13 protein-coding genes and 1 tRNA gene are annotated in these 19,353 nt (G+C 55.9%); 7 read left to right on the forward strand and 7 right to left on the reverse strand.

Annotation, left to right across the window (positions count from 1 at the left end; all coding sequences use genetic code 11):
• Positions 1–61 precede the first annotated feature (61 nt).
• Positions 62–397, forward strand: a complete 336-nt coding sequence (locus AC2FIS_RS06185; protein ID WP_496772387.1) for a carboxymuconolactone decarboxylase family protein — start codon at positions 62–64, stop codon at positions 395–397.
• Between the two features lie 36 nt (positions 398–433).
• On the opposite strand, the gene AC2FIS_RS06190 is transcribed toward AC2FIS_RS06185, so the two are convergent.
• From AC2FIS_RS06190 to AC2FIS_RS06210, 5 genes are all read right to left on the reverse strand, one after another.
• Complete coding sequence (locus tag AC2FIS_RS06190; RefSeq protein ID WP_496772388.1) at positions 434–2,941, reverse strand: GcvT family protein; 2,508 nt, start codon at positions 2,939–2,941, stop codon at positions 434–436.
• 137 nt (positions 2,942–3,078) lie between these two features.
• Complete coding sequence (locus tag AC2FIS_RS06195) at positions 3,079–4,326, reverse strand: hypothetical protein (protein WP_496772390.1); 1,248 nt, start codon at positions 4,324–4,326, stop codon at positions 3,079–3,081.
• Positions 4,327–4,426: 100 nt separating this feature from the next.
• Positions 4,427–5,833 carry an FAD-binding oxidoreductase gene (locus tag AC2FIS_RS06200; protein WP_496772391.1) on the reverse strand — a complete coding sequence of 469 codons (1,407 nt, stop codon included), beginning with the start codon at positions 5,831–5,833 and terminating at the stop codon, positions 4,427–4,429.
• A 24-nt stretch (positions 5,834–5,857) separates the two neighbouring features.
• Positions 5,858–7,651, reverse strand: coding sequence for a gamma-glutamyltransferase (gene ggt / locus AC2FIS_RS06205; RefSeq protein WP_496772392.1), 1,794 nt, complete (start codon positions 7,649–7,651; stop codon positions 5,858–5,860).
• A gap of 67 nt (positions 7,652–7,718) precedes the next feature.
• Positions 7,719–8,705 (reverse strand): 2-hydroxyacid dehydrogenase, encoded by a 987-nt coding sequence (locus AC2FIS_RS06210; protein ID WP_496734208.1) that lies wholly within the window; start codon positions 8,703–8,705, stop codon positions 7,719–7,721.
• Positions 8,706–8,903: 198 nt separating this feature from the next.
• On the opposite strand from AC2FIS_RS06210, the gene AC2FIS_RS06215 reads away from it, so the two are divergent.
• Positions 8,904–9,365, forward strand: coding sequence for an SH3 domain-containing protein (locus tag AC2FIS_RS06215; RefSeq protein ID WP_234416571.1), 462 nt, complete (start codon positions 8,904–8,906; stop codon positions 9,363–9,365).
• Between the two features lie 10 nt (positions 9,366–9,375).
• Here the strand turns inward: AC2FIS_RS06215 and AC2FIS_RS06220 are convergent, their stop codons facing one another.
• Positions 9,376–10,284 (reverse strand): haloalkane dehalogenase, encoded by a 909-nt coding sequence (locus AC2FIS_RS06220; protein ID WP_496772393.1) that lies wholly within the window; start codon positions 10,282–10,284, stop codon positions 9,376–9,378.
• A 305-nt stretch (positions 10,285–10,589) separates the two neighbouring features.
• Here AC2FIS_RS06220 and AC2FIS_RS06225 point away from each other — a divergent pair.
• Positions 10,590–10,664 (forward strand) — tRNA-Gln (locus AC2FIS_RS06225).
• 327 nt (positions 10,665–10,991) lie between these two features.
• Entirely contained in the window at positions 10,992–14,192 is a 3,201-nt protein-coding gene (locus AC2FIS_RS06230; RefSeq protein ID WP_496772394.1) for a DUF8508 domain-containing protein, read from the forward strand.
• A gap of 728 nt (positions 14,193–14,920) precedes the next feature.
• On the opposite strand, the gene AC2FIS_RS06235 is transcribed toward AC2FIS_RS06230, so the two are convergent.
• Positions 14,921–15,955: a helix-turn-helix domain-containing protein gene (locus AC2FIS_RS06235; RefSeq protein WP_496772395.1), complete on the reverse strand. Its 1,035-nt coding sequence runs from the start codon at positions 15,953–15,955 to the stop codon at positions 14,921–14,923.
• A gap of 351 nt (positions 15,956–16,306) precedes the next feature.
• Between AC2FIS_RS06235 and AC2FIS_RS06240 the strand changes: the two genes are divergently transcribed.
• The 3 genes from AC2FIS_RS06240 (at position 16,307) to AC2FIS_RS06250 (ending at position 19,086) form a co-directional block, all read left to right on the forward strand.
• Positions 16,307–16,873, forward strand: coding sequence for a hemerythrin domain-containing protein (locus AC2FIS_RS06240; RefSeq protein WP_496772396.1), 567 nt, complete (start codon positions 16,307–16,309; stop codon positions 16,871–16,873).
• A gap of 8 nt (positions 16,874–16,881) precedes the next feature.
• Positions 16,882–17,943 (forward strand): glutathione S-transferase C-terminal domain-containing protein, encoded by a 1,062-nt coding sequence (locus AC2FIS_RS06245; protein ID WP_496772398.1) that lies wholly within the window; start codon positions 16,882–16,884, stop codon positions 17,941–17,943.
• Between the two features lie 66 nt (positions 17,944–18,009).
• Positions 18,010–19,086, forward strand: coding sequence for a PLP-dependent cysteine synthase family protein (locus AC2FIS_RS06250; RefSeq protein ID WP_496772399.1), 1,077 nt, complete (start codon positions 18,010–18,012; stop codon positions 19,084–19,086).
• Positions 19,087–19,353 lie beyond the last annotated feature (267 nt).

The raw sequence follows: 19,353 nt of genomic DNA on the forward strand, positions 1-19,353 counted from the left end.
CAAGGCCCATCAGAGGCTCGCCTCATATTCATAATTGAATATGTTTAAAGGACCCTGACAGATGAACTGGCAAAACAAACTCTCGGATACGCGGAACAACCTGCGCAACCTTAACTCCGCGATTCCAAACACGGCCCGAGCCTTCGGCGCACTGGGTAAATCCGTCAAGGAAGGCGGCGCGCTGGATTACAAGACAAAGGAATTCATCGCGTTGGGGATGTCCATCGCGGCCCGATGCGAGCCTTGCATAACGCTTCACACCGAAGCACTGATCAATGCCGGAGCAAGCCGCGAAGAAGTGTCAGACGTTCTGGCCATGGCTATTCAAATGGGCGGAGGACCGTCGATGATGTATGCCGCCAAGGCGTTGGAGTGCTTTGACGAGCTATCTGTATGAAGAAAGGCCCCGGAAATCTCCGGGGCCTTTGCTTGATCAACCGTCCTTGCGGATGGTTTCGTTTTTCGGATCATAGGGGCTGTCGCAGGTGACGACCGCATCCCACAATTTGTCCTGAAGCTTGACCTTCAGCTTGGTGCCTTCCACCGCCAGATCGGGCTTCACATAGCCCATGCCGATGGACTTCTCGAACGCCACCGAATAACCGCCCGAGGTCAGACGACCGACGCGTTCACCTTCCGGCGTATACAGCACTTCACGGCCCCAAGGATCGGCATCCTCCGGTCCGTCAATCAGCAGGGTGCAGCATTTCACGCGCACGCCAGTCTCTTCCAGCTTGGCCTTGCCATAGAAGTCCTTGGACAGATCGACAAAGCGCGGCAAGTCGGCTTCCAGCGGAGTCGCGTCGCGGCCCAGTTCGGTGCCGAAGGCGCGATAGGACTTCTCCTGACGCAGCCAGTTCTGGGCGCGTGCGCCGACCAGCTTCATGCCATGCTTCTCACCGGCTTTTTCCAGCAGGTCGAACAGGTAGTTCTGCATCTCAATCGGGTGGTGAAGTTCCCAACCCAGCTCACCGGTATAGGCTACGCGGATCGCGTTGACCGGGCACATGCCCAGTTCGATCTGACGGGCCGACAGCCATGGGAAGCGCTTGTTGGACAGTGCGGTTTCCGGATCGGCGTCTTTGATGACCTCTTTCAGAACGTCCCGCGACTTGGGTCCGGCGATGGCAAAAACGCCCCACTGAGTGGTCACATCCTGGATCTCGATGTAACCGAACTCCTCCATCTTGTCCTCGGCCGCCTTGCGCAGGTAATCGGCGTCGTACTCAGTCCATGCCCCGGCAGAGACGATATAGTAGTTGTTCTCGCCGTTACGGACGATGGTGTATTCGGTGCGGGTGGTACCGTGCGAGGTCAGCGCGTAGGTCAGGTTGATACGACCGACCTTGGGCAGCTTGTTGCAGGTGAACCAATCCAGGAACTGGGTCGCACCGGGGCCTTTGACGACATGCTTTGTGAAGGCCGATGCGTCGATCAGGCCAACGCCTTCGCGGATCGCCTTTGCTTCGTCAACGGCATGCTGCCACCAGCCACCGCGGCGGAACGAGCGGGCATCATGGTCGAAGTTTTCGGGTGCATCCAGCGGACCAAAGTAGTTCGGGCGCTCCCAGCCGTTAACCCAGCCAAACTGTGCGCCACGCGCTTTCTGACGGTCATAGGCCGGAACAGTCCGCAGCGGGCGGCAGGCAGCACGTTCTTCATCGGGGTGGTGCAGGATATAGACGTGCTCATAGCACTCTTCATTCTTGCGTGCCGCAAACTCGGTGGTCATCCAGTTCGACGAGTAACGTTTGGGGTCCAGCGAAGCCATGTCGATCTCGGCTTCGCCGTCGACCATCATCTGCGCCAGATAATAGCCGGTGCCGCCTGCGGCGGTGATACCGAACGAGAACCCCTCGGCCAGCCACATGTTGCGCAAGCCCGGAGCGGGCCCAACCAGCGGATTGCCGTCGGGTGTGTAGCAGATCGGGCCGTTGAAGTCGTCCTTCAGGCCGGATTCGGCACACGAAGGAACGCGCTCGGCCATCGCCATGTACTGATCCGCAATCCGGTCCAGATCCAGCGGGAACAGATCGGCACGGAAGCTGTCCGGCACGCCGTGTTCAAACTGTGCAGGTGCGCCGTGTTCGTAGATGCCCAGAATCCAGCCGCCGCGTTCCTCACGTGCGTAGGATTCGTTGTCGGCATCCCGGACAACGGGGTGTTCCGGATTGCCCGCTTCACGCCATTTGACCAGCTCGGGGTCTTTGTCCATGACGATGAAGGTATGCTCAACCGGGATCGCGGGCATTTTGATGCCCAGCATCTTGGCGGTACGTTGCGCATGGTTGCCCGATGCGGTCACGACGTGCTCGGCGGTGATAACAACCTGCTCATCTGACGGGATGAGGTTGCCGCCCTTCTCGACCATCTTGGTGCAGGTGACTTCCCAGTGGGTGCCATTCCAGTGGAAGGCGTCAGCCTGCATCTTGCGCACAATATCGACACCGCGTTGACGGGCACCTTTGGCCATCGCCTGTGTCACGTCGGCGGGGTTAATATAGCCATCCTCGGTGTGATAGATCGCGCCCTTCAGGTCCGAGGTTTCGATCAGCGGCCAGCGTTCCTTGATCTGGTCCGGGGAAAGCCATTCGTAAGCCACATCGCAGGTTTCTGCAGTGGACGCATAAAGCATGTATTCGTCCATACGCTCTTGCGTCTGCGCCATACGCAGGTTGCCAACGACAGCAAAACCCGCGTTCAGACCGGTCTCTTCTTCAAGTTGCTTGTAGAAGTCGACCGAGTACTTGTGGATGTGTGTCGTCGCATAGGACATGTTGAACAGCGGCAACAGCCCTGCTGCGTGCCATGTGGACCCTGACGTCAGCTCATCCCGTTCGACTAGCATCACATCGTCCCAGCCGGCCTTGGCCAGGTGATATGCAATCGAAGTGCCGACGGCACCGCCGCCAACAACCAGTGCTTTGACTTGGGTTTTCATTACCGGGCGTCTCCCCTTGAATTCAGTTGACACCATATGGCGCATTTGAATGCCCCGGCGCGACATTCATCCGACCAGTGATATAAAGAAAACGACCCGTGCATGGCGCAGAGCGTCGATTTTTCATGTGAAAGGTTTCAGTTGCCCCCGACAGAGCACCGTTTGCTACTGCCCAACGTTGCACAGGATGACTTACCCAAACCGCCCTTCCTGACCTTGACCTCACCCGATGGGACAACCTGAGGTTCGCGTTCATCCGCGTTGGCGTTGGCGTGGGACACTTTGCTCATCAATCCCTGAATGAAGCCGCCGATACCGCCTGTGCTGGCCACTTCGGTTTCCGCCTCGCTCAACGCGGAGGCAAGCAGCATGTTCTGTGTGCGAATGTACGATAGCTGCGACAGCTCCTGGTTTTCGAAGACTTCGCCGTTGGTGATGTCCATGACGCCTTCGGAATTAAAGCCCGAACTGCTTAACGTGTTCGCCACCAAAGCCGCCGCATCCAGATTTTCCAGTTTTTCCTGACCCAGTTTGAGCTGAGCCAGCTGCATCGTTTCGTATAGTTCGTGCATTTCATCTGCTATTTCGGGCTGCCGGATCAGGGGAACTTCGATTTCGTTGCCGACAACCAGGGCCGGATGCGGCAGCAATGCGTTCAGGCCTGCGTAATCGACGAGGCCAAGAAACTCTCGGATCGTCGCATCACTGGCATCTGCATGAAGGCGGATAACCACCTCTTGATCAAAGCCGATACGACCTGTGAACGCACGATGGGCGGTCTTTTTGGTATCATCCAGCAGATTTCCGGTTGTTTCGATGAAAGCGACGCCGTCAATCACCGCATACCCTTGCTCGGCTTTCATCCCATCCAGAAACGCATCCTGCGCGCTCAGCGCCAATCCGGCCAAAGTGTTTCGTGCCGCTTGTGGTTTGAGCGTGATATCAAGCCAGACCAGTTCACCTTCTTTTGCGTAAACAGTGCCTGTCTCATCCAGCTTTCGAAGCGCGCCGTCTTTACCGGCAGCGTTGAGCTGTAGCAATTCGGCTGGCCCGCTGATCGAACTGACAAGGGGCACTGGCCGCAACTCTGAAAGAACTCTGGAAACTGCCTTGGTGTCAGGCTCGGTCAGGGCATATTGCGTCCAACCCTCTGGGGGGTTCGGAAGAAAGGACTTTGCACCGGCATCCCATAGCTTTTGGCGTTCTCGCGCCGTTTGTTTCACTTCCCGCTCTTTTTGGCTTTGATCGAACCGAGCCGAGATGGTTTCAACATATCCACTAAGCGAAAGCGTACCGTCAGATTTTTTGTCCTGTTGAAAATAATCTAAGCCCGCAACGACCAGACCTACTATCAACGCAAACCCAATGAACCTTAGCGCGCCCATTATGACCTCAAATTCAATTGCTGCTCATTTTCGCAATTGATAGCCGCAGAATTGGGCACCCTTGTGGCTTTGAGGCGGAATTCCCAAGGTTGCGCCGTTTCTATGTGTTCGACAGGATCTTTCCGGGGTTCATGATGTTATCGGGGTCCAGTGCCTTTTTGATGGCAGTCATATACGTGACGGCTGGTCCAAGCTCTTTGACCAGATAGGGCTGTTTGCCCTGCCCGATCCCATGTTCGCCCGTGCACGTGCCTTCCATCGAAATAGCCAAATCATTCAGCCAACCGACGAATTGGTCAGCTTTGCTGACTTCGTCCGCGTTTTCCATGTCGATCAGCAGCAAGGAATGAAAGTTGCCATCCCCGACATGCCCAACCACTGGGGCCATAAGTCCTAGCTCACGCGCTTTGTCCTGAGTCGCTGTGACGCACTCTGCCAAACGCGAGATCGGGACGCAGACATCCGTGGAAATTCCCCGCGCGCCCGGACGCAGTTGCAAGGAAGCCCAGTACATATCATGCCGGGCCTGCCAGAGTTTATTGCGTTCCTCAGTCGTTGAGGTCGCCGCAAAATCGGTGCCACCGAACTCTTCCGCGATCTGGTTGAAGGTTTCGGACTGTTCGACCGCACCGTTCTCCGATCCGTGGAACTCGAGCAGGAGCAATGGCGTTTCCGGCAGGCTAAGACTGGAATAGGCGTTGGCGGCCTGGACCGACATCTCATCCAGCAGCTCAATCCGCGCCACTGGAACACCATATTGGATCGTCATCATGACGGCCTGACAGGCCGCATCCACCGACGGAAATGAACAACGGGCAGAAGTGATCGCCTCGGGGATGCCCTGCAGGCGCAACGTAAGCTCGGTGATGATGCCCAACGTCCCTTCGGCCCCGATCAGCAGTCGGGTCAGGTCATAACCGGCCGAGGATTTCTTGGCCCGGTGCCCGGTTCGGATGATTTGCCCATCCGGCATGACCGCCTCAAGACTAAGGACATTGTCCTTCATCGTGCCATAGCGAACCGCATTGGTCCCAGACGCCCGCGTCGCCGCCATTCCGCCCAACGACGCATTCGCGCCGGGGTCAATCGGAAAGAACAAGCCCTGATCCCGCAAAAGGGTGTTCAGGTCTTCGCGCGTCACACCCGGCTGTACGACGCAATCCAGATCACCCGGGTTCACAGCCAGCACCTTATTCATCTGGGTCAGGTCAACCGAGATACCACCAGCAGGGGCGTTCACGTGACCCTCCAACGATGTACCCGTACCAAATGCAATCACCGGTACCTTGTGCGTGGCGCAGGTTTTGACGATCTCGGAGACCTCTTCCGTGGAATGCGGAAAAACCACAGCATCCGGGGATTGGTTTTCGATCCAGGTGGTCGTGTGACCATGTTGTTCGCGGATTGCCTGACCGGTTTGCAACCGGTCACCAAACTTTTGTTTCAGGATGCCGACAGCTGCCTCGATCCCCACTTCATTTCGCGGCAAAGCAACTGCCTGCACCATGGTCTTCCCCTTTGAAACGCCGGGCTATTCGCCCAGCGCAATACCTTCACGACGTGGATCGGCACCGCCGACCAGCACATCCCCGATTTCAATCGCATGTAGGCCCGATGTCAGGTCGCGCGGGTTCACTTCAAAACCCAGCTCAATCAACGCGTCCGAGAACCCTTCGGCCGCGGTTCCTTCTTCCACGTCATAGGTGCCAAAACGGTTGACGAGGTGCGGTAGCGACAAGGCCTGCTGCACATCCATGTCCCAATCCGCCCAGGCGATGATCGACTTGGCAACATAGCCGATGATACGGCTGCCGCCCGGCGATCCGATGGCCAGAACAGGCGCGCCGTCCTGCATAACAATTGTCGGGCTCATCGACGAACGTGGCCGTTTGCCCGGCTCCAACCGGTTGGCAATTGGAACACCGTCACTGTGCGTTTTGAACGAGAAGTCCGTCAATTCGTTGTTTAGCAGAAACCCGTTTGTCATCAGTCGTGAACCGAACCCGTTCTCAATCGTCGTCGTCATCGACAGGACGTTTCCGTACTGATCAACGATCGAGATATGCGAGGTTGAGGGTAACTCGATCGAGACATCGTTGGCCCAATTCGACGCATGATCGAACTCGGGGTTACCCGGTGCGACCTCTGTCAGGGCGGCTTCTCCGCCTAACAGAGCGCCACGGTCGGACAGATAAGATGGATCAACCAAGCCCTGTGTGGGCATGGGAACAAAATCATGATCGGCCATATAGCGACCGCGATCTGCGAAAGCCAGACGAGAGGCATCACCGATCAGGCGCCATGCATTGGTGTCTTCGGGGCCCATTTCAGCCAGATCATAACCGTCCAGCATGCCCAGAATCTGACCGACGGTCAGCGCGCCTGACGATGGCGGGCCCATGCCGCAGACCTCATAGGCGCGATAGGTTGCGCACACTGGTTCACGCTCGATCACCTGATACAGCGCCAGATCAATTCCCGACAGAACGCCCGGGTTGCCTTCGGCGTTGCGTACGGTGCTGACGATGCCAGCGGCAATCTCACCACCGTAGAAATCGGCCGAGCCTTCCTCGGCCAAGATCCGCAGAGTTTCAGCATATGCCGGGTTGGTCAGGCGTTGCCCCTGCTCAAGTGGCTTACCGTCGGGCAGGAAATATTCTGCGGTTGCTGGAAAGCGCGACAGGCGTTCGGCATCCTTTTCGACCAGGCCAGCAAGGCGCGGAGATACCAGAAAACCGTCGTCCGCCAACGCGATGCCATCGGTAAACAGGCTTGGCCACGGACTGCGGCCCCAGCGCCGGTGTGCCTCTTCAAGCAAAGCCGGTGTCCCGGGTGTGCCCACCGACAATCCCCCGACAACTGCATCAAAGAACTTCAGCGGTTCGCCGTTTTCGTCATGGAACAGCCTGTGGTTCGCCTCAAGCGGGGCCGTTTCACGCCCATCCAATGTCGTCAGCTTGCCCGATGCAGCGTCATACCAAACCAAAAATGCACCGCCACCAAGGCCCGACGATTGCGGTTCGACCAACCCCAGCACAACCTGAACGGCGACCATTGCATCAGCCGCCGACCCGCCAGCGCGCAAAACCTTTGCGCCTGCTTCAACCGCCAATGGATTCGCAGCAGCGACCATCCAGTTTTCAGATGTGACCGGCTGCCCTGCCATCTTGGCCTCAAGCGCAGCGATCACCTCTTCGGTCAGGCCTTGCACCTGCCCCTCGGACGCGCCTTCGGGCGCAACGGCATCCGCCGTCTCCTGAGCAGTCAATGGTCCTGCCAGCACCACCGCCGACAGCAACACTCCCGAAATCAGACTTCGTTTCATCGTATCCTCCTGAAAATATGCGTGTGTAAATTGGCACCGCCCGCATCAAAACGCGGGAAACACCTGATCAAAGCATTGCGGGGACCACCTGATCCGGCGGGCGGTGACCGTCTTCGAAAGTCTTGATATTTATAATAACTTTCTCGCCCATTTCGATCCGGCCCTCTAACGTGGCCGACCCCATGTGGGGCAGCAGAACAACGTTTGGTAACTGTCGCAATCTTGGGTTCACATCCGTCCCATGCTCATAGACATCCAGGCCCGCGCCGGCGATTTCGCCCGAGCGTATCCGGCGTGTCAGAGCGTTTTCGTCGATCACCTCACCCCTTGAGGTATTCACGATAACGGCTGTCGGCTTCATCAATTTCAGCCGCCGTGCATTCATCAAATGGAAGGTAGACGGTGTCGACGGGCAATGGACCGAAATCACATCCATTCGCGCCACCATCTGATCCAGGCTTTCCCAGTAGGTCGCTTCCATCTCTTGTTCGATCTCCGGGCGAAGCCTGCGACGGTTGTGGTAATGTACTTGCATTCCAAATGCGCTGGCACGGCGGGCCACGGCCTGGCCGATACGCCCCATGCCGAGAACGCCCAAACGCCGCCCGCCGATACGCCCGCCCAACAAGGCATTCGGCGCCCACCCCGTCCAATCGCCTTTTTGCATGACAGACAAACCCTCGGGAATTCGGCGGGTCACAGCGAGAATCAGCGCCATGGTCATATCAGCGGTATCGTCGGTCAGAACCCCCGGGGTGTTCGACACCAGAATGCCCCTCTGACGCGCGGTCGAGACATCGATATTGTCGACCCCTGCCCCGTAATTCGCGATCAAGCGCAGGTTTTCACCCGCCTGCCCCAATAGGCCACCGTCGATCGTATCCGTCACGGTTGGCACCAGAACATCGGCGGTTTTCACGGCCTCCACCAGTTCTTCGCGGGTCATCGGGTTGTCATCGTCGCGCAACTGCACATCGAACAATTCGCTTAACCGGGTTTCAACCGCCTCGGGCAACCGTCGCGTAACGACAACACTCAGACGTTCTCTTGACACCTCTGCACTCCCACTGCTTTGCAAACCTTCGCGCGCCATGTCATCGTGGCGCAGGATAAGGCGGGGCACAAGAACCCCATAGGCATTCAGTCGACCTTTTTTCGAAGCAAGATCAACAAGCACATGAGCAGACAGTAAGTGAGTGGTTTTCTACCCGTAAAACGCCTTGTTTCGGCGGCATTCGCTGTTTTCCTAACCGTGCTTGGCACCCTGCCCGCTAGCGCGCAGGACAAGCGTGGCCAAGTCACCAATCTGCCCCTTCCACGGTTTGTCTCGATGAAAGCCGCCGAGGGCAATGTGCGCCGAGGCCCATCCCTGACTCACCGAATCGATTGGGTTTTCAAACGGCGCGGCATGCCACTGCAGATAACGGCAGAATACGGAAACTGGCGCAGGGTACAGGACCGAGACGGAGCCGGAGGATGGGTGCACTATGCCCTGTTGTCCGGTGTTCGAACGGTGTTAGTCGATGCCGAATTACTGCCCGTTTACACCAGTCCGGACCCAAAGGCCCCGGTCAGCGCCCAATTTGAAACGGGCGTCGTGGCGCGCCTTGGCAGCTGTTCGCTGGACTGGTGTCAGATTTCTGCAGGCGGGTATCGCGGTTGGGCACAGAAAACGAACCTTTGGGGCGTCGACCCAGCCGAAATCCGAGAATAACCAAGTCGGATCAGGATGTGCGCGCGACGAAATCGCAGGTCAGCTTGACCAGTTCCGGACCAACGTCTTCTTGCAAGAAATGCCCCGCATTCGGCAAGATGACGTGGGGCTGCCCTACGGCCCCCGGGCACAGTTTCTGGAACACCGCATCAATCCCCGCCATGACCTGATCATCGGCCCCGAAAGCAGTGAGGATAGGTGTCTGAAGCCCTCGGATCACGTCCCACGCCTGCCGGTTCGGACCCGAGGACGGATCATCAGGCGTCGCTGGCACCAGCATGGGAAACTGCCGCGCCCCGGCCTTGTAACTTTCATCTGGAAAAGGCGCGTCATAGGCCGCGATAACGTCTTCTGACAGGGGTGCTACAGTTCCGCCTTTCAGAATTCCCCCAGCCGGAAATACCGGAACCTCCTGGCTGAACCTGCGCCAGTTCTCGAACGCTTCGCCCATTGGCTGATCGCCAGTCGGCAGCGCAGTGTTGGCAATGACGATACGCGCGAACCTGTCGGGCATCTCTGCCCATAACCGCAACCCGATCAGCCCGCCCCAGTCCTGGCAAACCAGAGTGATGTTGCGCAGGTCCACCTTGCGCAGCCACTCACCCATCCAAGCCACGTGGCGTTCATAAGTGTAGTCGCTTCGTTCGGTTGGTTTGTCGGATCGTCCGAATCCAATCAGGTCGGGCGCAACCGCGCGATGTCCCTGCGCGACGAATCCCGCAATCATGTGGCGGTAAAGGTAGGACCAGCTTGGCTCGCCGTGCATCATCAATACGGGATCAGCCTCGGCTGGCCCTTCATCCACATAATGCATCCGCAACTGGCCGCCTTTGGTGTCATCCACCTGCGCGTAATTCGGTGCAAACGGATAATCTGAGAGCCCCACAAACCGGGTATCTGGCGTACGAAGAAACTTCATCCTCTTCCCTTTCAGAGTTTCCGGCCTGAACGCTCTGCCGGAAATGTGCTTATCCAACCCTTCACGAAACATTAGATTTAAAAAAACGCGGCACGGGATCAGGCTCTATGGGCTACCTACTCCGCCTAAACTCAGCGGCCCTGTCAAACGACCAGATCACAGGAGGATTGAACACCTTTCCCAGGAAAACAAGCCACTCTCAGATCTTCAATTAGCACCTTCAGATTTTTTTTAATCCGCACTCATTTTTTTGCCTGAAAGGTCTTGAACCCACCGATCAACAATCGTAGACAGCGCCTCATCGTTGGGGTGTAGCCAAGTGGTAAGGCAACTGTTTTTGGTACAGTGTACCGTAGGTTCGAATCCTACCACCCCAGCCACAAATTTCCTTTTACCGTCTGATGTAAATCGCAGCTTGTCCGGCTAGAAATCCATCTCTTGTCAGGTGGGATCACGATTTCGTTCGTCGCAGGCCGTTTTGTGCGGCCAGTCACGGCGGAAAACCCTGACCTCGGGTGGCAGATGGTTGGACAGCCGAGCACGGATAAAAAGGATGCCGCGTTTTAAGGCGGCAAAGCTCCGCCGTATTAGGCCTGCTCCGTACAACCAATTAACTAACATCGTCAGGTTAAGCTACCGTGGGTTGTGCTGAGGCGAGTCGCATATCGACCCGCCATCCATTCACCAGATCAAAAAGCGAGGCTCACATGGTTACTACATTGGCTGCGGGTGATATTGCGTTTACCGGGTTCAATTCCGACAATCCCGACGAGTTCACATTTGTTGCTTTGACCGACATCGAGGCAGGAACCGAGATCAAATTCACTGACAACGGTTGGTTCGCAGCCGGCGGTTTCCGCAGCAGTGAGGGGATATTCGTCTGGACGGCACCCGCAAACATTGCTGCGGGTACGGTGATCAATCCCGAATTTACCGGCCCAAACTTCTCGGCCAGCGGCGATCAGATCCACGCGTATCAGGGTGACGACGACACGCCCAGTTTTGTCGCATCGGTTCATTTCAATGGCGACGGATATGAACCTGACGCAACATCGTCAAATACGTCTGCACTGCCCTCGGGGCTGACAGTCGGCACCAGCGCAATCGCCCTCACCGAAACCGACAACGGTGTTTATAATGGCCCTCTCACCGGTACAAAGGCCGAATTGCAGGCCGCCATTAACGATCCCGCCAACTGGACGACCAGCAATACCAGGATTGAAGATGTCGAGCCTGCAGGTTTTACAGTCACGGATGCCGCGCCCTCACCAACGGTCATCGTTAATGATTTGGATCTTGCTGCCGATGAAGGGAGCATGGCGGATACATATGAAGTCACGTTGTCTGTCGCGCCCGAGCAACCCGTCACGATCACCATAGCCGCAGGAGCTGATCTTGACGTTGCACCAACCGAATTGGTGTTTGACGCGACCAATTTTGATCAGCCACAACAAGTCGCCGTCACCGCCGTTGACGACGATCTGCCCGAAGGGGCCGAGGTCGTGGACATTCAGCACACTGTCACCTCGGACGATCCCGCCTTCGACGGTATTCTGGCCCCTGTTGTCGAGGTGTCCATCTCGGCCAGCGACATTGAAATCGTGTCAATCTATGAAATCCAGGGCGCAGGTCATGTGTCGGAATTTGTTTTGGCAGATGGGCAAACGGTTGCCGAATTCTTCGAGGACTTGCCTGCCGGCCCATCAAACGTTCTCGGCGATATGGTTTCAACCAGCGGCATCGTCACTGCGGTAGATTCCAACGGGTTCTATTTGCAAGACCCGGATGGCGACGGCAACGATGCAACTTCGGATGCGATTTTCGTCTTCACCGGTTCAAGCCCAACCGTTGCCGTGGGTGATGCCATTTCTGTGGGTGGGACCGTTGCCGAGTTCTTTCCGGGCGGCACAGGCAGTGGTAACCTGCCGACCACCCAACTGACCAATGTTTTTAACCTTGAGGTGCAGTCATCGGGCAATGCGCTGCCCGAAGCGGTTCTGATTGGCAATGATCCGGGTGAGCGGGCGGTGCCCAACCAAAGCATCGACGATGATGCGTTTGCCTCATTCGATCCAACCCAGGATGGCATCGACTTCTTCGAAAGCCTGGAAGGGATGCGCGTGACCGCCACGGATCTGCAAGCTGTCAGCGGAACCAGCCGGTTTGGCGAAATCTTTGCGGTTGCCGATCAGGGCAGTGGCGCAACCGGCCTTTCAGAGCGCGGAACGCTCAATATCTCACCAGACGACTTCAATCCTGAGAAAATCCAGATCGACGAAGATAGCGGGATTTTCGATTTCGAATTTCCCACGGTGAATGTCGGCGATCACCTTGGCGACGTCACGGGTGTGGTGGGCTATAGTTTCGGAAATTACGAAATCCTGCCGACCGAGGATTTCACACCGAATATCCAGTCAGCCGGGTTGGAGCAGGAAACGACCACACTTGCCAGTTCAGGCAACGAGCTGACGATTGCGACATACAATGTTCTTAACCTCGACCCCAATGATGGCGACGGCGACCAAGACGTTGCCGACGGTCGGTTTGCAGCCATAGCCGAGCAGATCACCAAAAACCTCAACAGCCCGGATATCATTGGTCTGCAAGAGGTGCAGGACAATTCGGGCTCGGACGATGACGGGACCGTTTCGGCGTCGGAAACCCTGGCGGAACTTGCCGCGGCTATCCTGGCGGCGGGTGGTCCGGCTTATGAGGTGATCGACAACACCTTTATCGGGGACGGAACATCCGGGGGTCAGCCCGGCGGCAACATCCGCACCGCCTTTCTCTACAATCCTGATCGTGTCTCGTTAGTGGAAGGATCCGTGCAGACCATCAGTGGGCAAGGTGAAGGCGAGGCCTTTGAGGGCGCACGTTTGCCGTTGGTCGCAGATTTTGTTTTCAACGGTGAAACCGTCACGGTGGTCAACAATCACTTTTCATCCAAAGGTGGTTCTGCGCCTATTCTGGGAACCGAACAGGACTTTGCCGCTCGCCAAGAAGACGTTGATGTGAACGGCAGTCTGGATGAGCGCCAGGCCCAGAGCCAGGCCGTTCAGGATTTTGTCAACGGGCTGGGTGATGGCGCCAATGCGGTAGTGTTGGGTGACTTCAACGAATTTGAATTTGTCTCACCCGTAGCTGACCTTGAGGCCAATACCGACCTCGTCAACCTGACAAACGATATCCCGGAAGACGAACGCTATAGCTTTGAGTTTCAGGGCAATAGCCAGTCGTTGGACCATATTCTGGTGTCCGAGGATCTGCATTCCGGGGCACTGGTTGACATCGTTCACGTCAATTCGGAGTTCGCCGCAACCAGCGGGCGGGCCTCGGATCACGATCCCATGGTGGCAAGCCTGTTCATTCCAGAAACCCAGAGTTTGGCGGTTGAGTTCGAAGCGGGCCGCTGGTTCAAAACCAAGGCCTTTGAAAGCATTGACGGCGAAGTTGTGGATGTGGACAGGCTTGGTCCGGTTCGGAACAGCCTGACGTTTTCGGATGTGGGTATAAAAGTGGATGCGGTCGATCCGACCGATTTTGAACTGGTCGCGATCAAGCATGGGGCGATTGGCGTGTTCTCATTCGACGACTCGTTGTTTAGCCGCGATGCTGCATCGGTTGACGGTGACGAAAGCCTCAGAATTGCGTTGGAGGACACGGACCTGGAAGCGGTGGAGTTCATCTTTAGCTTTGGCGACAGTCACGGCAGCGGTGAAGTCGAGGTTGCCTTCTACGATGACGGTGTTCTTGTCGGCACCATGGTGGCGGATGCTGACGACGGTGATTTCTCGGGCTCACTCGGGCGCACAACCTTTGATGCGGTAGAGCTGTCAGCGATCGACGACACCATGTTTACAGTCGACGAATTCTCGTTCGAGGTGATCGACCAAAACCTGATTGCGTAAGACAATGCCACACGGGGTCACCCCAGTACCACCGTGTGGCATACCACTGACGGATCTAACCGCATCGCGAACACCAAAGAACTCGAACAGAGAATTTTAGCCTAAATGATTTAGTGAATGTGGTGGGTTGCAAAAAAAGCCTGGCTGCTGAACCGTGCAGGTTTGATTCCATCTGACGACCTGTAAGAACTCCATCCGCAGCTTTGTTATGGCTACCGGCCATTCATGCCCTGCACAGCATTGATCAAAATGGGCTCAAAACGGCCCCATGCTGTGTTGATCAATGTTCCCGTGGCGGCGAAACGAACCGTCGTCAACTTGATGACTTTTCTCAAAACCTTGACGTGCAATCGCAATAAACCTGAGCCGTAAATTGCCAAATTGAATGCACACAAAGCGTTTCAAGCACGCTCAACCGAAAGGGACCAAGAAATGAAAAAAGTAGTAATTGCATCCGCTACCGTGTTCGCGCTGATCGTAAGTGCTGGAATGTCCTCGGCGCACCCGTTGGGTGGCCTCAACCAACAAACCGTAAATCTGCCTGGCCCCGACTACCAAGTGACACCAGAGCTATCGAATTCCGATCCTTGTGACTCATGCAGTGATGCCTACTCATAAAGGCGCTGACACATAAAAAGTGGATGCCTGAGGCTGCGTTTCAGCAGATCAGCATCCGCTTTTTTGCCCGAGATCACTGTACCAACCGAGTTGCATGCCCTGAGATCAACCTAAACTGTTCGAACACTACCCGGAGATTGGCCCGTCCAGGTCTTGTAGGCATTGGTAAACGCAGCTTGATCAGAATAACCCAGTGCAAAAGCAATCTCTGAAAGACTTAGCTTGGGGTCATCAAGATACTGTTCTGCCAACCTTGCGCGAATGTCTTTGAGCAGTTGCTTGTAGGTTGTGCCTTCTTTGGCAAGTTTGCGTCCAAGTGTACTGATACTCATCCCCAGCGTCTTCGCGATTTCATCTTGTGTAGGAGCGTTAAAAGACAGTCGCGACGTAATCTCGCTTTGCACCAAAGAACTTGTTTCGCCGATTGCAGGCGGCAAATCCTTCATCAAAGTTTGCACGTGTTTTTCAAGATGCAGAAGCAATGCGGGGTCTGTATCTTTGATCGGAATATCCATCACTGTCTGGTCAAACAGGATACCCGGAACCCTTTGACTCTGTTTGACATTGACCGATAGAGCACCGGAGATTTCGGATTGCCTTTCTTCGGTCAATTCATGCGGAAAACGTATCTCAAGGACTGGCAAGGGCGCTTCAGCTGCGATCTGAATACTGGTCAAGAAAGCGGATATTCGAAACTCATTATGAGCTCCGTCAGAACGCATTAGTTCAGCGATGGAATCTATCTCCAAGAACATGCCACGCTCTTCTTCATAAAATGACAGTTTGGCGAAACCCCGCGCCAGGCGCGCGTAGATCACTGCCTTCTCAATTGCGTCGCCAGCGGTCGGAGAGTTCAAAACGACATAGCTGAGAAGTGTCGTTTTTCTGGGGTTGAATGTTTTTCCCGCTGAGATAGCAAACAAGGGATCACCGGTCTCTTCAATGGCAAGCTCCAGGAGGCGAAGCTCATTCCGGACATCAACAAAATCCGGTGGTGCTTCGTGGAGATCAACGGGTAGGTTGGCCGATCTCAGAAGCGCAACAATGTCCGAATCGCGATTTTGCAGAAGCTTGGCAATGTGATGCACGCCAAAACCTGGAACATTCCAAGTTTCGCTATCAGAATTCACTTTATTCTCATTCATGTTGCCATACCGCCCGAGACTGAAACGCCCCGTTTAACTAAGGCGCTTTGTGTTTTGGCGATAATAGACAGGCTGCAAAAGCTATGCCAAGCAATCGTTTGGTTGCCGCTAGAAGGGCAGGCAAACGAAAATCTGCTGCCGCATAATCTTGCAACCCTGCGTCACCGGGGTCACCTTCGCTCCATTGGCACCCGCCGACGTGACAATCTTAAGATTGTACACGCCATGCAAGATGGCCGATTTGACCGACACACCTTTTGACGATGTGCAGAGATAGACACCAACTGTGCATCTTTGAGCCTAACGGTACGAGTTTTCCACACACACATGTTTGCGGAAAGGAGTAAGCTCATGCTTGATACATACAACATTCGCACCGCAGATATGCCGGGCGAGATGCAGATCTTGCTCGAACAATATCCACGCGACAACTGGGAAGCACACCCCGGCTTCACCGAGAAAACCCGTCACTGGCTGGCTGCCCATCTGATGTTTCGGCGCCTTGCCCGGCTGGTTCGCTCCGATGCAGAAAGCTATCTTGAAAAGGACCTGTCCCCTGAAGAGTATGCCGCGCGCCTGTCCTACTACGGAAACGCGCTTGTTGGAAACTTGCACGGCCATCACGGGTGGGAAGATCATAGCTACTTCCCCGAGCTTTCTGCCGCGGATGCCCGCTTTGACGCCGGACTTAAGGTTTTGGAAAAGGACCATGCCGATCTCGATCTGGTCCTTGACCAATACACAAGGACGGCCAATCGTGTGATCAAGCTCATTCAATTGGATGAGGCTCAGGCCCGATCCGAGGTCGGATCTCTGCGCGACACATCAGAGGCCATCGAGGCCTTTCTGAAACGTCACCTGAGCGATGAGGAAGACCTTGCGGTTCCAATCATCCTGCACCACCGCCTAAGAGGGTAAGGCCACACATGACCGACCATTCCAAACAGGAAGATCAGGCCCATGCCTCAGAACGCCGCGCACGAGGAGAGTTCGTGCGCGGCGTCAGTGGTTTTCGACATGCTATCGGCGATCCAGAGTTCCCGGCTGAACCGGGGCGCTATCACCTGTTTGTTGCGCTGAATTGCCCGTGGTGTCATCGGGTGACGCTGGCGCGCAATGTGTTGGGTTTGCAGGACAGCATTTCAATGGATGTGGCCTTCCCCAATCGCACTGGCGAGGACGACCCCGAGTGTCCGAACAACTGGCAATTTTCCCCCGAGCTTGTTGCTTCGGCAACTGGGACGACGTTGCCTGAATGCACCTTGGAAACCGCAACGGGGCAAGGTTTCAGGTTGGTTCGCGAAATTTACCGGGTTGAAGGCTCAGAAGAACGTTCAGTCCCAATCCTGTATGACAAAATAGCCGGCCGTATCGTCAACAATGAAAGCGCCGAGATCATTCGAATGCTGAATGGCAATGCGGCGCTGCTGGGCAGCTCCTGCAATGAAGCCAACCGGCCCAACCTCTACCCGGATGATCCTGCGCTCCGGGCTGAAATTGACGAACTGAACGAGCAAATCTACGTCGCAATCAACAACGGGGCATACAAGGCCGGGTTCTCGTCTGATCAAAACGTCTATGCCGCCAGTTTCGGGACTTACTTTAAAACATTGGCGCAGTTGGAAGATCGCTTGGCCAGCGATAGCAGACCTTTTCTGACCGGGGACCGATTTACAGAAGCCGATCTGCGCCTTTTCCCGACGCTCTACCGCCACGACCCGGTTTACTACGTGCGTATGAAGCTGAATGGCGCCAAGATTCTTGATTACCCGCACCTCTGGCGTTGGCTTTGTCGCGTCCATGACTTGCCCGGTGTGGCAAACAGCAGTTCGCTGGATCACTGTCGGCAAGGGTACTTTGGTCGAAGCTGGAATGGTGTCATTCCCGCAGGCCCAGTCGTGCCGATGACGTACCCAAAAGCTTATGGGCATCCTGAACTGGCGGTTCAGCACGGGACTTCGTCGGTCACCCCCAAGACAAATGTTTAAAGCGCCGAAGCAGCGAAATTGGTATAAACTGGCACGGATTTTGCCAACCAAAAGAGGGATACCGCCATGGGAATTCGGCAGACTGAGGGACGCAAACGGCTTTATGACAGTGTTCTCGACACCGTAGGTGACACGCCTTGCATACGCATCAACAAGATCGCGCCGTCACATGTCACGGTCTACGTGAAATTCGAGGCTTTCAATCCTGCCGCTTCGGTCAAAGATCGTTTGGCGTTGAACATTATCGAGGCGGCGGAACGCGACGGGCGGCTGAAACCCGGCCAGACCGTGGTCGAGGCAACATCAGGCAACACTGGGATCGGCCTTGCGATGGTGTGTGCTGCCAAAGGGTATCCCCTGGTCCTGACCATGGCCGACAGCTTCTCGGTCGAGCGTCGCAAACTGATGCGCTTTCTGGGGGCAAAGGTCGTGCTGACGCCGCGCGCGCAAAAGGGCTTTGGCATGTATGTCAAAGCCAAGGAACTGGCCGAACAGAATGGATGGTTTCTGGCCAGCCAGTTCGAGACGTCGGCAAATGCCGACATCCACGAGAACACCACTGCCCGAGAAATCATGGCAGATTTCGAAGGTGAGCGGCTGGATTACTGGGTCACCGGCTATGGCACCGGCGGGACCGTTTCCGGTGTCGCACGCGTTCTTCGGGCAGAGCGCCCCGGCACGAAAATCATCCTGACAGAACCCGCCAACGCGGCGATTGTGTCATCGGGTTATACAAACACCCGCAACGAGGGTCACCAACCCACGGAAAGCCATCCGAATTTTGAACCTCACCCCATTCAGGGCTGGACCCCAGACTTTATCCCATGGGTTCTGCAAGAGGCGATCGACAAGGATTACTATGATGAATTGATCCCTGTCCCCGGTGCCGAAGGGATTGAATGGTCCAGACGGCTGGCGTCGGAAGAAGGGATTTTTACGGGAATATCTGGTGGCTCGACGCTTGCTGTTGCTATGAAAGTGGCCGAGCAAGCGCCACAGGGATCCGTTCTGCTGGTGATGTTGCCAGACACGGGCGAGCGCTATCTTTCCACACCACTTTTCGACGGGATCGAAGAAGACATGACCGAAGACGAGCGCGTGATTTCGATGTCGACACCTTCGGCACAGATGGCCGCTGAATAGGCAAAGCACACTTCATCTGGACGCTTTTATGACTATGGCATTCGGGACGGTCTGCGCCCCGAATGCGCTTTTCGCAGCGCGCTCGCAACCTTCGGAACACGCAGGTCAGTCTGTAGTCGAACTCGCGCAAGACGCCGTCACCCGAACGAATTCTCATCGTTAAATCAATTGTATATGTCGGGGCGTTTCGCCGATTTTAGGGTTTGAAGCTTGACTCGGCGACCCTCCCTTCGTGCATGATGGAAGAATAAGCATCGTATTTTAGCT

This window comes from Ruegeria sp. CDSB113 (assembly GCF_059611045.1).

Bases quoted from the DNA above. Each gene is read 5' to 3' on its own strand.
- AC2FIS_RS06240 (WP_496772396.1), top strand. From the start codon at position 16,307: ATGCTTGATACATACAACATTCGCACCGCAGATATGCCGGGCGAGATG.
- AC2FIS_RS06190 (WP_496772388.1), bottom strand. From the start codon at position 2,941: ATGAAAACCCAAGTCAAAGCACTGGTTGTTGGCGGCGGTGCCGTCGGC.
- AC2FIS_RS06220 (WP_496772393.1), bottom strand. From the start codon at position 10,284: ATGAAGTTTCTTCGTACGCCAGATACCCGGTTTGTGGGGCTCTCAGAT.
- AC2FIS_RS06245 (WP_496772398.1), top strand. From the start codon at position 16,882: ATGACCGACCATTCCAAACAGGAAGATCAGGCCCATGCCTCAGAACGC.
- AC2FIS_RS06185 (WP_496772387.1), top strand. From the start codon at position 62: ATGAACTGGCAAAACAAACTCTCGGATACGCGGAACAACCTGCGCAAC.
- AC2FIS_RS06235 (WP_496772395.1), bottom strand. From the start codon at position 15,955: ATGAATGAGAATAAAGTGAATTCTGATAGCGAAACTTGGAATGTTCCA.
- AC2FIS_RS06230 (WP_496772394.1), top strand. From the start codon at position 10,992: ATGGTTACTACATTGGCTGCGGGTGATATTGCGTTTACCGGGTTCAAT.
- AC2FIS_RS06195 (WP_496772390.1), bottom strand. From the start codon at position 4,326: ATGGGCGCGCTAAGGTTCATTGGGTTTGCGTTGATAGTAGGTCTGGTC.
- ggt (WP_496772392.1), bottom strand. From the start codon at position 7,651: ATGAAACGAAGTCTGATTTCGGGAGTGTTGCTGTCGGCGGTGGTGCTG.
- AC2FIS_RS06250 (WP_496772399.1), top strand. From the start codon at position 18,010: ATGGGAATTCGGCAGACTGAGGGACGCAAACGGCTTTATGACAGTGTT.
- AC2FIS_RS06200 (WP_496772391.1), bottom strand. From the start codon at position 5,833: ATGGTGCAGGCAGTTGCTTTGCCGCGAAATGAAGTGGGGATCGAGGCA.